This window comes from Limnohabitans sp. 63ED37-2 (assembly GCF_001412535.1).
Taxonomy (GTDB): domain Bacteria; phylum Pseudomonadota; class Gammaproteobacteria; order Burkholderiales; family Burkholderiaceae_C; genus Limnohabitans_A.
The window spans coordinates 507,200-519,659 of record NZ_CP011774.1; the positions used below are offsets into that span (position 1 = coordinate 507,200).

Annotated in this window: 11 protein-coding genes; 10 read left to right on the top strand and 1 reads right to left on the bottom strand. The window is 60.7% G+C overall.

The window, feature by feature from the left end:
- The first annotated feature begins 24 nt into the window (after positions 1-24).
- From L63ED372_RS02385 to L63ED372_RS02430, 10 genes are all read left to right on the top strand, one after another.
- Positions 25-975, top strand: a complete 951-nt coding sequence (locus L63ED372_RS02385; RefSeq protein WP_062402783.1) for a LysR family transcriptional regulator — start codon at positions 25-27, stop codon at positions 973-975.
- Positions 976-1,014: 39 nt separating this feature from the next.
- On the top strand, positions 1,015-2,568 hold the full coding sequence (locus tag L63ED372_RS02390) for an ABC transporter ATP-binding protein (RefSeq protein WP_062402787.1): 1,554 nt from the start codon (positions 1,015-1,017) through the stop codon (positions 2,566-2,568).
- Positions 2,555-3,628 (top strand): ABC transporter permease, encoded by a 1,074-nt coding sequence (locus L63ED372_RS02395; protein WP_062402790.1) that lies wholly within the window; start codon positions 2,555-2,557, stop codon positions 3,626-3,628. Before L63ED372_RS02390 ends, L63ED372_RS02395 begins: the two co-directional genes overlap by 14 nt.
- Entirely contained in the window at positions 3,628-4,548 is a 921-nt protein-coding gene (locus tag L63ED372_RS02400; RefSeq protein ID WP_062402793.1) for an ABC transporter permease, read from the top strand. The genes L63ED372_RS02395 and L63ED372_RS02400 overlap by 1 nt, the downstream gene beginning before the upstream one ends.
- A gap of 45 nt (positions 4,549-4,593) precedes the next feature.
- Positions 4,594-5,727, top strand: coding sequence for a BMP family ABC transporter substrate-binding protein (locus L63ED372_RS02405; protein ID WP_062402797.1), 1,134 nt, complete (start codon positions 4,594-4,596; stop codon positions 5,725-5,727).
- 177 nt (positions 5,728-5,904) lie between these two features.
- Positions 5,905-7,131 (top strand): benzoate/H(+) symporter BenE family transporter, encoded by a 1,227-nt coding sequence (locus L63ED372_RS02410; protein WP_062402800.1) that lies wholly within the window; start codon positions 5,905-5,907, stop codon positions 7,129-7,131.
- Between the two features lie 94 nt (positions 7,132-7,225).
- Positions 7,226-8,509: a malonyl-CoA decarboxylase gene (locus L63ED372_RS02415; protein ID WP_062402803.1), complete on the top strand. Its 1,284-nt coding sequence runs from the start codon at positions 7,226-7,228 to the stop codon at positions 8,507-8,509.
- Between the two features lie 2 nt (positions 8,510-8,511).
- Positions 8,512-8,745, top strand: coding sequence for a hypothetical protein (locus L63ED372_RS02420; RefSeq protein ID WP_062402804.1), 234 nt, complete (start codon positions 8,512-8,514; stop codon positions 8,743-8,745).
- 2 nt (positions 8,746-8,747) lie between these two features.
- Positions 8,748-9,797 carry an adenosine deaminase gene (locus L63ED372_RS02425; RefSeq protein WP_062402813.1) on the top strand — a complete coding sequence of 350 codons (1,050 nt, stop codon included), beginning with the start codon at positions 8,748-8,750 and terminating at the stop codon, positions 9,795-9,797.
- A 94-nt stretch (positions 9,798-9,891) separates the two neighbouring features.
- Positions 9,892-10,989: a BMP family ABC transporter substrate-binding protein gene (locus tag L63ED372_RS02430; protein ID WP_062402816.1), complete on the top strand. Its 1,098-nt coding sequence runs from the start codon at positions 9,892-9,894 to the stop codon at positions 10,987-10,989.
- Between the two features lie 93 nt (positions 10,990-11,082).
- Here L63ED372_RS02430 and L63ED372_RS02435 read toward each other — a convergent pair whose 3' ends face one another.
- On the bottom strand, positions 11,083-12,453 hold the full coding sequence (locus L63ED372_RS02435; protein WP_062402819.1) for an MmgE/PrpD family protein: 1,371 nt from the start codon (positions 12,451-12,453) through the stop codon (positions 11,083-11,085).
- Positions 12,454-12,460: the final 7 nt, after the last annotated feature.

Below are 12,460 nucleotides of genomic sequence, written 5' to 3' on the forward strand. Positions count from 1 at the left end.
CATAACGCTTATCTGAAAACGGACATGAAGCAGCCGCATCTTTTCGACAAGATCGACCTTCAACTCATTCGTACCCTTCACACCTTGCTCATCGAACGCAGTGTCTCCAAAACCGCCATGCGCCTGGGCCAGCAGCAGCCGGCTGTGTCTGTGGCGCTCAAGCGTCTGCGCGAGCTGACCGGCGACCCGATCCTGGTGCGTTCAGGCACCGGCATGGTGCCCACCGATGTGGGCTTGCGCATGCTCGGGCCGGTCACGCAGATTCTGCAATCGGCCGAAAATCTGTTTTCGCCTGCTCGGGCGTTTGATCCGGCCCACGCGCAAGAGACATTTCGCATTGCCGCCAGCGACACGCTGGACCCTTTGTTTTTGCCCTCGGTCATGGCGCGCATCAAGTCGCTGGCACCGGGCTGCCGGGTCGAGGTGCATGCCTTGTCGGCCCAGGCGCAATACGCGCACGACTTGGGCCAAGGCCTGATCGATGTGGTGATTGGCAATTGGGCCCAACCCAGCGAGGAGCTGCACCGCGCCCAGTTGTTTGAAGACGACATCATGTGCCTCGTCAGCAGCAAACACCCGGCGGTGCGCCGGGGCTGGACGCAAGATGACTGGTTGGCCTGCGAGCACATTGCGCCCATGCCCGCTTACCCCGGTTGGCGCGGCGTGATCGATGAGCACCTGGACAGCATGGGGCTGGAGCGCCTCATTGCCGCACGCTGCGCCCACTTTGGCCTGATGCCGCGCATGGTGGCATCGAGTTTGCTTGTGCTGACCACGGGGCGACACTACTGCCAGCGCTTTCTGGAGGGGGACGTACCTTCGGGACTGGCCTTGCTGCCCTGCCCGGTGCCTTTTCCCAAGATGGTCTATTACCAGCTTTGGCACGAACGCAGCCACAACGCCGAGGCGGCCCGGTGGCTGCGAGAACAGGTGAAAATCAGTGCTTTGCAGTTGTCGCCCCCGACAGCTGCCTGAACCTTCCTGACGACAAAACCAAAAAGAACACCCACAGACATGACCACACCCCTTTTGTCTTTGCAAGGCATCACCAAGCGCTACCCGGGCGTGGTGGCCAACCAGGACGTGTCACTGACCGTGATGCCCGGCCAGGCCCATGCCGTGCTGGGCGAAAACGGCGCGGGCAAGTCCACCCTGATGAAAATCATTTACGGCTCGGTCAAACCCGACGAAGGCCAGGTGGTGTTCAACGGCCAGCCGGTCAACATCCGCAACCCACAAGAAGCCCGCAAGCTGGGCATCAGCATGGTGTTCCAGCACTTCAGCCTGTTTGACACGCTGACCGTGGCCGAAAACGTGTGGCTGGGTCTGGACAAGTCACTCAGCCTGGCCGAAGTGACCGATCGCATTGTGGCCAAGGCCAGCGAATACGGCTTGGACCTGGAGCCCGAGCGCCCGGTGCACACCCTGAGCGTGGGCGAGATGCAGCGGGTGGAGATCATTCGAGCGCTCTTGACCGAGCCCAAGCTCTTGATTTTGGACGAGCCGACTTCGGTGCTGACGCCGCAGGCGGTCGAAAAATTGTTTGTGGTGCTGCACAAATTGGTCAGCCAGGGCGTGAGCATTTTGTACATCTCGCACAAGCTGCACGAGATTCGGGCGCTGTGCAGCGCCTGCACGGTGTTGCGTGGCGGCAAGGTCACGGGCGTGTGTGACCCGCGTGAAGAATCCAACGCCTCACTCAGCCGCTTGATGATTGGTGCCGAGCCCCCGGCTTTGCAGCATGTGGCGCGTGCGCCGGGCGAGGTGGTGCTGTCGGTGCAGGGCTTGAGCCTCACGCGGCAAGACCCGTTTGGCGTGGACCTGGAGGGCATCAGCCTGCAGGTGCGGGCGGGCGAAGTGGTGGGCCTGGCGGGGGTGTCAGGCAATGGCCAAAAGGAATTGATGTGGGCACTGTCGGGTGAGGACACCCGTGCAGGCGTGCAGTGTGGTGAGGCCAGCGTGAGTTTGTCCGGCCAAGCGGTGGCGGCTTTGGGGCCAGTGCCGCGCAGGCAAATGGGCCTGCACTTTGTGCCCGAAGAGCGCTTGGGCCGGGGCGCTGTGCCTTCCCTGAGTCTGTCGCAAAACCTTTTGCTCACGCGCAGCGAGGCCGTGGGCACGGGCGGTTGGGTGCGCATGGGGGCACTGGCCGATCAGGCCCGCAGCATCATTGACCGTTTCAAGGTCAAGGCCTCCGGGCCGGATGCCGCCGCGCAGTCGCTGTCGGGCGGCAATCTGCAAAAGTTCATTGTGGGGCGCGAAATCAGCGCGGCTCCCAAGTTGCTCATCGTCTCGCAACCCACTTGGGGCGTGGACGTGGGCGCGGCGGCGCAGATTCGCGCCGAGATTTTGGCGCTGCGCGACGCAGGTTGTGCGGTGCTGGTGGTGAGTGAGGAGTTGGAAGAATTGTTCGAGTTGTCGGACCGATTGCATGTGATCGCCAAGGGCCGCCTGTCGCCGTCGGTGGCGCGGACCGAAGCCACGGTGGAGCGCATTGGCGAGTGGATGAGCGGCTTGTGGCCTGAGGCCAAGAACGACAAGGCACAGGAGGCGCAACATGCTGCGGCTTGAACCCCGTCCCCAGGCCTCGCGCCTGTGGACTTATGCCTCGCCTGTATTGGCGCTGGTGCTCACCGTGCTCTTGGGTGTGGCGCTGTTCATGGCGCTGGGCAAAGACCCGCTGCGCGGTTTACAAATGTTCTTTTGGGAGCCCGTCAAGTCAGGCTATGCGCTGGGCGAGTTGATGGTGAAAGCCACGCCGCTCTTGGTCATTGCTTTGGGTTTGTCGGTGTGTTTTCGGTCCAACGTGTGGAACATTGGCGCGGAGGGGCAGTTTGTCATCGGCGCGGTGTGCGCCGGGGGCGTGGCCTTGTTGGCCGACAAAGACACGGGCCGTTGGATCGTGCTGTTGGTGCTCTTGGCGGGCGTGCTGGGTGGCATGGTCTGGGCGGGCATCACGGCACTGCTGCGCGACCGGTTCAATGCCAGTGAAATTTTGGTCAGCCTGATGCTGGTGTATGTGGCCGACATGGTGCTGAGCTACTTGGTCTATGGCCCCTGGAAAGATCCAGCCGGATTCAATTTTCCGCAGTCCAAAACCTTTGAGGCGGTCACGCAGATCCCGCGTCTGATGGACGGCTCGCGCGTCAGCGTGGGCTTGCTCTTGGCGCTGGTGGGTGCGGGCTTGCTGTGGGTGTTCTTGTTCCGTACCCGGGCGGGCTTTGCCCAGCAAGTGGGTGGGCTGGCACCTGATGCGGCGCGGTATGCCGGGTTTTCTTCGCGCAAGGCGCTGTGGGTGGCACTCATGGTGTCGGGCGGCGCGGCGGGTTTGGCGGGTGCTTTGGAGGTGGCGGGGCCCATCGGGCAGCTGACGCCTTATGTGCCTGCTGGCTATGGTTTTGCCGCGATCATCGTGGCGTTTGTCGGGCGCTTGCATCCGGCGGGCATGGTGCTGTCGGCGGTGCTGATGAGCATGTTCTACATCGGCGGGGAACTCGCGCAGTCGCGCTTGGGTCTGCCCAAATCGATTACGGGTGTGTTCCAGGGATTGCTGCTGTTTTGTTTGTTGGCGTGTGACACGCTGGTGGCCTACCGTCTGCGCTGGGTGGCGGCCAAGAAAGGGGGCGTGTGATGGAGTCGTATGCATTGCTGATCGCAGCCACCCTGAATGCGGGGACGGTGCTGGCCATCGCCGCTTTGGGTTTGCTGATCAATGAAAAAGCCGGTGTGGTGAACCTGGGGGCCGAGGGCATGATGCTGTGCGCCGCCATCGCGGGCTTTGCTGCCGTCGTACACACAGGCAACGACTGGTTGGGCTTTGCGGCGGGCATGGGCGCTGGCGCAGTGTTGGCGGCCATTTTTGGGGTGCTGGTCATTTGGCTGGGCACCAACCAATACGCCACAGGTCTGGCGCTGAGTTTGTTTGGTGTGGGTTTTTCTGCCTTTGTGGGCATTGGCTATGTGAAAGAAAAGCTGCCGGACCGGCCCCATTTTGCGGTGCCTTATTTGGCCGACATTCCGCTCGTGGGTTCCGCCTTGTTCAAGCAGCACCCGCTCGTTTATGGGGCGATGGCGCTGGTGTTGGCCCTGATTTGGTTCCTCTACAAAAGCCGCACCGGTTTGGTGCTGCGGGCGGTGGGCGAGTCGCCCGCATCTGCCCACGCTTTGGGCTACCCGGTACGCCGCATCCGCTTGGCGGCGGTGGTGGCTGGGGGCGCGTTGTGCGGCCTGGCTGGCGCTTACATCTCGGTGATCTACACCCCGCTGTGGGTCGAGGGCATGGTGGCGGGCAAGGGCTGGATTGCCTTGGCCCTGACCACCTTTGCCACTTGGCGTCCGGCACGGGTTTTGCTGGGTGCTTATTTGTTTGGTGGTGTGACCATGCTGCAGTTCCATTTGCAGGGCGTGGGCGTGCAAGTGCCCAGCCAGTTGCTCACGGCGCTGCCCTACATCGCCACCATCGTGGTGCTGGCCCTGATTTCGCGCAATCCGACCTGGATTCGCGTGAACATGCCCGCCTCGCTGGGCAAGCCCTTTTATCCCGGTTCATAATTGCTTTTTTCCAACCCCTGTAACCCTGTTCAAAAAGGACCTGACATGACAGACCTCTCCAAGCGCTCCATCGTCAAGATGGTGGCCCTGACCGCTGTGGCTGCCGCCGCACTGGTGGGCTGTGGCAAAAAAGAAGAAGCCCCCAAGGCGGAAGCCCCCGCTGCGGCCAAGCCTGAGCCCCTGAAGATCGCGTTTGCATATGTCGGCCCTGTGGGCGACGGCGGCTGGACCTTTGCGCACGACAACGGCCGCAAGGAAATCGAAAAAGCCTTCGGCGACAAAGTGGTCACCACCTTCGTTGAGAAAGTGCCAGAAAGCGCTGACGCCGAGCGCGTGATCCGCGACATGGCCGCCCAAGGCAACAAGCTGATTTTTGGCACCACTTTTGGTTATATGGAGCCCATGCTCAAAGTGGCCGCTGACAACAAGGGCGTGAAGTTCGAGCACGCCACCGGCTACAAAACCGCCGAGAACATGCGCACTTACGACAGCCGCACCTACGAAGGCGCGTACATGGCGGGTGTGATCGCAGGCAAGATGACCAAGACCAACACCCTGGGTGTGGTCGCCTCCATCCCAATTCCTGAGGTGGTGCGCAACATCAACAGCTTCACCATGGGCGCGCAGTCGGTCAACCCCAAGATCAAGACCAAGGTGGTCTGGGTGAACGAGTGGTTCAACCCACCGAAAGAAACCGAAGCCGCCACTTCGCTGATCAACGGTGGCGCGGACGTGCTGATGCAAAACACCGACTCGTCGGCCGTGTTGCAGACCGCCGAAAAAATGGGCAAGCGTGCCTTTGGCTGGGACTCTGACATGACCGCTTACGGCCCCAAGGCCCACCTGGGCTCGGCTGTGATCAACTGGGGTCCTTACTACGTCAAGGCCGTGGGTGAAGCTCTGGAAGGCAAGTGGACCACAGGTCAAAGCTGGTGGGGCGTGAAGGAAGGCGCGATCGACATGGTCAACGTGGCCGCTGACGTGCCAGAAGACACCAAGAAGAAAATCGACGAGATCAAATCAGGTCTGAAAGCCGGTACATTCTCGATCTGGAAAGGCCCGATCGTGGACCAAGCCGGTAAAGAAGTTCTGGCCAAAGACGCTGTGGCCGACGACAAGTTCCTGGGTGGTGTGATGTTCTACGTCAAGGGCGTGGAAGGCAAGATCCCCGGCAAGTGATGGGAAATCCGCAGGGCCTGTTGCTTCCGAGTTGATCGGGAGTGCAGCGCCCTCTGATCTGAAAGCCGCTAGACGCAAGTTGGGCGGCTTTTTTCATTCTGTTGCCCCCTTGGTGACGGCCAAGTCCCTCAGGTTTGATACGCTGGCAAGGTTCAGTACCCCCGCAAAGGCCCCGCTTTGTTCAAACACCTGGAATCTCCCGCTGCTGCTGCCCCAACGCTGCAGCAAATCCGCGCCCACTTTGGCACCACCTACGCCGCCAACGCCCTGATCGGTTTCATTTTTGCCGCGACCGGGCCGGTGGCCGTCATTTTGTCGGTGGGCACGCGTGGGAGTTTGTCGCCCGAAGAGCTGGCGTCTTGGGTGTTCGGGGTGTTTTTTGTCAATGGCCTGGTCAGTTTGCTCATGAGCTGGCGCTACATCACACCGTTGGCTTTTGGCTGGACGATTCCCGGCACGGTGTTGGTGGGGCCAGCCTTGCAGCATCTGAGTTTTGCCGAGGTCATTGGCGCTTTTTATGCGACCAGTGCCCTGATCTTGGTGCTGGGCCTGAGCGGCTGGGTCAAGCGGGTCATGGCGGCGCTGCCCATGCCCATTGTCATGGGCATGGTGGCCGGGGTCTTCTTGCGCTTTGGCCTCGACATCGTGCGGGCGCTGCAAAGCGATGTGGCCATTGCAGCGCCCATGGTGGCGGTGTTTTTGTTGTTATCGGCCAATGCCGATTGGGGCAAACGTCTGCCACCGGTCATTGGGGCCTTGCTGGTCGGGGCTTTGGCGGTGGCGGTGGCGGGCCGACTCGATGCGGCTGCCGTGGGGCAATTGGCTTTGGCGCAGCCCGTCATTCAGGCCCCGGTGTGGTCGTTTGCCGCGATGCTGGAGTTGGTGGTGCCCCTGGCCATCACGGTGCTGGTGGTGCAAAACGGGCAGGGTGTGGCCGTGCTCAAAAACGCTGGGCACGAGCCACCCGTCAACATGATCGCGGTGGCCTGCGGTGTTGGCGCGGCGGTGAGCGCCGTGTTTGGCGCGGTCAGCACCTGCCTCACGGGGCCAACCAATGGCTTGCTCACCTCGTCTGGCGAGAAATCGCGCCACTACACCGGGGCGCTGATGTTTGGTGTGCTGGCGCTGTTGTTCGGTCTGATGGCGCCCACCTTCACGGGGTGGATGCTGGCTGCACCCAAAGAGTTCATCATGGTGCTGGGCGGCCTGGCCATGCTGCGCGTCTTGCAAGGCGCATTTGTGGCTTCGTTTGGTGCGGGCAAGTTTTCGCTTGGCGCCTTGGTGAGTTTGCTGGTGACTGTGGCCGACATCGGTTTGTTCAACATTGGCGCGGCTTTCTGGGGCTTGGTCGCCGGATTCGCGGTCTCGTGGTGGATGGAGCGGGGCGATTTTCAGAAAACTTGATGTGGGTGAGGCTGCACAGCTGCTCAGCGTGTAAGCTGGCCAAGCAAGTGAACACAACCACTGATTTCATTCAACGCATCTTGAAGGGTCTTTCATGCTGGAGCGCTTCATTCAAAACAAGAAACTCGATGCGGCCAAGCTGAGCGCCAAAAAGCTGCTCAGCGCCCGGGGTGAGGCCAATGCGCAAAGCATGGCCATCAAGCTGATCGACCATTACGACCATCTGGACAAGCGCAGCCAGATCGACTTTTTCCATTTTTTGTCGAGCCAATTCAACCCCGACCCGTCCTTGGTGGTGGATGCGGCCAACCGCTACAACACCGAGCGCAACGAGGCCAGTTTGATCCACTTGTTCCAGACCGTGGAGCCGCCCCGCCAGGAGCTGTTGCGGCGGGTCAACCGGGCAGCCGCTGGCACGGCCACCATTTTGAAAATGCGCCAGACCCTGCTGTCCTACCTCAAGGACCATCCGGCTTTTCGGGCCACCGATTCGGACATGCACCATTTGCTCAGTTCCTGGTTCAACCCGGGTTTTTTGGAGTTGCACCAGATCACCTGGAACTCCCCCGCGCAACTGCTCGAAAAAATCATTGCCCATGAATCGGTGCATGCCATCGATGGCTGGGACGATTTGCGCCGACGCTTGCAGCCGGACCGCCGTTGCTTTGCATTTTTTCATCCCCAATTGCCCGGCGAACCGCTGATCTTTGTTGAAGTGGCGCTGGTGCCGAATATCTCGAAAGACATTGGCACCTTGATCAACAAGCAGGCGCCGGTGGGCGATGCCAAAAGCTTCAAGGCAGCGATTTTTTACTCCATCAGCAATTGCCAGCCAGGTCTCAAGGGCGTGTCCTTGGGGAATTTCCTGATCAAGCGGGTGGCGCAAAAATTGATCGAGGAGATCCCATCCCTCAAAACCTTTTGCACCTTGTCCCCCATTCCGGGCTTTACCCAGTGGCTGGATGCGGGTGCGCCCCTGCCTGAGGAACGCATCGGTCCCACGCAGCTGCGCAAGTGGCAAGAAGCCCAAAAAATTCTGGCCGCGAGCAGCCTGAACTGGGCCGAACGCCTCAAGTCAGGCTGGCATCCCGAGCGCAATGCGGAGGCCGAGCGGGCGACCCTCATGCGTCTGTGCGCCTTGTACCTGATGCACCAAACCCCTGAGGCGCGGGGCGATGCCGTGGGCAAATTCCATCTGAGCAACGGGGCGACGCTGCACCAGATCAACTGGGCGGCTGACCTGTCCAAAAAAGGCCTGCAACAGTCGGGCGGTCTCATGGTCAATTACCTCTACGAATTGGACAAAGTGGAAGAGCAACACGAGGCGTTCAGCCACAAGACGGTGAGCTGTTCACGCGGCGTCGAGAAGTTGGTTTAACCATGTCCAGCCCGCTGTTGAAACCCCTGAATGAAGGCGTCTGCGCCTTGCACGACCCATCGGGCCTGCATGTGGGCAACTTCAAATGGATCCAGGGCCAGTGGAAGTTCAAGGCCATCGGCTACGGGCCAGGTGCTCAAGTCGTGCCCGGTGGCGGCCCTTTGACCGACCGACACAACTGCTGTTTGGCGCAACTGGATGAAGCCCTCATCCGTGCCCAATTTTTTGAGGAGTGACCATGTTCAAAGTTCACGCCATTCCCCCAGAGCGCCTGCCCGAGTTGCTGCGCACCATGCCCAAGGCCGAGCTGCACATCCACATCGAAGGCTCATTGGAGCCTGAGCTGATCTTTGCGCTGGCCCGGCGCAATGGCGTGTCCTTGCCCTACGCCGATGTGGCCGCTTTGCGCAGTGCCTATGCCTTCACCAACCTGCAAAGTTTTCTGGATTTGTATTACGCCGGAGCCAGTGCGCTGCTGCACGAGCAGGATTTTTACGACATGGCCTGGGCCTATTTTGAAAAAGCTGCCGCCGACCATGTGGTGCGGGCCGAACTCTTCTTTGATCCCCAAACCCACACGGCGCGGGGTGTGCCCATGGCCGCGGTCATCGAAGGCCTGAGCCGCGCATGCAGCGATGCGCAAGCCCAACTGAACATCAGCGCTGATTTGATCTTGTGCTTTTTGCGTCACCTGTCTGAAGAAGATGCGTTGGCCACTTTGGAAGAAGCCATGCCCTGGCGAAAGCACTTCATTGGTGTGGGTCTCGATTCCAGCGAGTTGGGTCACCCACCCGAAAAGTTTTCCCGCGTGTTTGCCCGTGCCCGCGAGCTGGGCTTGCACTGCGTGGCGCACGCGGGTGAAGAAGGCCCTCCCGCTTACATTTGGGGCGCTTTGGATGTGCTGCAGGTCGAGCGCATTGACCACGGCGTGCAAGCCATCCACGACGCTGCGCTGATGCAACGCTTGGCCGAAAGTCGCATGCCGCTCACTGTCTGTCCACTGTCCAACCTCAAGCTGTGTGTGTTCAAAAATCTGGCCGACCACAATTTAGGTCAGATGCTGGATGCAGGCCTGTGTGTGACCCTCAACTCCGACGATCCGGCCTACTTTGGCGGCTACTTGAACGACAACTACCTGCAGACCTTTGCCGCCCTGCACCTGAATGCACAACAGGCCTACCAACTGGCCGCCAACAGCATCGAAGCGAGCTTCGCATCAGGGGCCGACAAGCGCCGATGGATGCATGAGCTGAAAGCGTGTTTTCAGGGGTTTGCGGAGCAGGATTGAGGGCTTGTGCAGTCGGGTTAAAATTACCTACTGAAGCCCGCTGCTCCGGCGGGCTTTGTTTTGTTCAATCTTCGGGGCCATGTAGAGGACTACCATGTATAAAAACCTCGCTGCCACGCTCGTGGTCGCCTGCTTTTTCCTTCCTGCCGTTCAGGCACAAACTTCCTCGCCAACGCCAGTCAAAGCGACCGAGCCCATCAAGGCCGGTTTTGTCTATGTTTCGCCCATCACCGATGCGGGCTGGACGCGCCAGCACGACGAGGGTCGCAAGGCCGTTGAGCGGGCTTTGGGTGATCAGGTCAAGACCACTTTTGTGGCCGATGTGGCCGAGGGTGCGGATGCCGAGCGCGTGATCCGCGACTTGGCGCAACAAGGCCATCAGATCATTTTCACGCCCAGTTTTGGCTACATGGAGCCCACGCTGCGGGTGGCCAAAGACTTTCCCAACGTGAAGTTCGAGTCGGTGACCGGCTTTAAAACCGCGCCCAACGTATCGGCGTCGAACGCCCGTTATTACGAAGGCCGTTATTTGGCGGGCGTGGCCGCCGGGCGCATGACACAAACCAATGTGGCGGGCTATGTGGCGGGTTTCCCGATCCCCGAGGTGCTGCAAGGCATCAATGCCTTCACGCTCGGCATGCGCTCGGTCAACCCCAAAGCCACCGTCAAAGTGGTTTGGCTCAACGCCTGGTTTGATCCACCCAAAGAGCGCGAAGCGGCCATGGCCTTGTTCAACCAGGATGTGGACGTGATCGCGTTCCACACGGGATCGACGGCCGTGATGGCGGCAGCGCAGGAGCGCGGCAAGATGGCTGTGGCCTACCATTCGGACATGCGCCGGGTTGCGCCGGATGCCCAGATCATCGCGGTGACCCACCAGTGGGGTGACTACTACACCTCACGCGTCAGGGCCGCTTTGTCGGGCACCTGGACTTCGGGGAATGTGTGGGGTGGCATCAAGGACGGCATGATCCGTGTGGGCGAGTTTGGCCCCAAAGTGCCCAAGGCGGTTCAAGACGAGGTGCTGGCCAAGCAAAGGCTGGTGGGCACGGGCAAGTTGTTGCCCTTTGCAGGCCCCATCACCGACAACGAAGGCAAGGCTGTGCTGCCTGCGGGCCAAAGCCTGAGCGATGCCCAGATCTTGAACATGAACTACCTGGTGCAGGGTGTGCAGGGCCGCGTCTCGCGCTAAAGCCTTCAAGCCAGGTCAGGCCAAGACCTGGCGTTGCTGAATGAAAAAAGCCGAGGCTGTAAGGCCTCGGCTTTTTGTTGAGCGCGGATCCAATCAGGGTTTGAGCAAGGCCAGCAAGCTTTGCAGGTTGGGTGCTTTCCCCAGGCTCCAGCAGGTTTTCAAAATGTCATTCACCCGAGCGGCTCCCAAAATCGGGTCGGACAAGTCGCGGAACTTGCTTTCCAGGTCGGCATCGGTCATGGGTTTTTGCAGGGAGCCAATGGCGTGCTCCACATGCACCTTCACGCTGCGGCCATCGTTCAGATGGGCGGTGACATACACGCTTTCTTCACGCACCGAAGTGTCCACCACGGCTTGGACTTTGTCACGCAGGCTCACCACGTCTTCGCGGCGCACGATGTGGTCTGAAAACTCTTCTTCGCCTGCACGGCCAAAGATCAAGCCGACGGCGCAGCCGTGGTACACGCTGAACTTGCCTTGCAAACCGTCTTGCGGTGTCTTCTTGCCGGTCAGCTCGAGCACCAGCGGGTGCACACGCAACTCGATGCTCTTGACTTCTTCCGCTTTGACGCCTTGTGCACGCAACTGGGCGCAAGCGTCGATGCTGGGGTGGATCACGATGCCGCAGGCAAAGGGCTTGTAAGCGTTGAAGCTGATCTCAAAGCGTTGGCCCAATTCGTCTTGCGCCTCTCGCCAGTCGTATTTGGTGGACAAGACCTGTGCCCAGCCGCGAGGCGCTTCCAGCGCACGGGCGCTGGAGGTGAAGCCATGCTTGGCCATGAGGGCCGACATCAAACCCGCGCGGGCTGCGCCACCGGGGTGGAAGGGTTTGGTCATGGTGCCAAATTGTTCACGCAAGCCTACGGGCTGCGAAGCCGCTATGCCCAAGGCCATGGCCGTTTGTTGCGCATTCAGACCCAACAAACGTGCGCATGCTGCCGCAGCACCCAAGGTGCCGGTCGAGCCCGTGATGTGCCAGCCGCGGTCGTAGTGTTGTGGGTAAACCAGATTGCCCATGCGGCAGGCCACGTCAATGCCCAGCACCAGCGCGTCCATGACCTGGCGGCCCGAGCTGTTTTGGGTTTCGGCCAAAGCCATCACGGCAGACGCCACGGGGCCTGCCGGGTGGATGATGGTTTTGAGGTGGGTGTCGTCAAAGTCAAAGGTGTGCGACGAGATGCCGTTGATCAGGGCCGCACTGGCCATGTCCACACGCTCCGAACGCCCAGCCAGCGTGGCCTGGGGTGCGGGCGAGAGCATGTTCACAGCAGCCAAGGCCGACTCGACGGCCTCGTGTTTCGCCGCACCGATCGCGCAGCCCAGCCAGTTCAAAAATGTGCGGTGGGCTTCGTGTTCGACGGTTTCGCTCCAGCCTTGGCTGGGGTGCTCGGCCACAAATTGGGCCAGTTGTGCCGTGATGGGCGGGGCGTTGTGGTCAGCGGCCACAGCGGTGTTGATGGTCATGTGCAGT

Bases quoted from the DNA above. Each gene is read 5' to 3' on its own strand.
- L63ED372_RS02415 (WP_062402803.1), top strand. From the start codon at position 7,226: ATGCTGGAGCGCTTCATTCAAAACAAGAAACTCGATGCGGCCAAGCTG.
- L63ED372_RS02435 (WP_062402819.1), bottom strand. From the start codon at position 12,453: ATGACCATCAACACCGCTGTGGCCGCTGACCACAACGCCCCGCCCATC.
- L63ED372_RS02405 (WP_062402797.1), top strand. From the start codon at position 4,594: ATGACAGACCTCTCCAAGCGCTCCATCGTCAAGATGGTGGCCCTGACC.
- L63ED372_RS02430 (WP_062402816.1), top strand. From the start codon at position 9,892: ATGTATAAAAACCTCGCTGCCACGCTCGTGGTCGCCTGCTTTTTCCTT.
- L63ED372_RS02390 (WP_062402787.1), top strand. From the start codon at position 1,015: ATGACCACACCCCTTTTGTCTTTGCAAGGCATCACCAAGCGCTACCCG.
- L63ED372_RS02425 (WP_062402813.1), top strand. From the start codon at position 8,748: ATGTTCAAAGTTCACGCCATTCCCCCAGAGCGCCTGCCCGAGTTGCTG.
- L63ED372_RS02420 (WP_062402804.1), top strand. From the start codon at position 8,512: ATGTCCAGCCCGCTGTTGAAACCCCTGAATGAAGGCGTCTGCGCCTTG.
- L63ED372_RS02400 (WP_062402793.1), top strand. From the start codon at position 3,628: ATGGAGTCGTATGCATTGCTGATCGCAGCCACCCTGAATGCGGGGACG.
- L63ED372_RS02395 (WP_062402790.1), top strand. From the start codon at position 2,555: ATGCTGCGGCTTGAACCCCGTCCCCAGGCCTCGCGCCTGTGGACTTAT.
- L63ED372_RS02385 (WP_062402783.1), top strand. From the start codon at position 25: ATGAAGCAGCCGCATCTTTTCGACAAGATCGACCTTCAACTCATTCGT.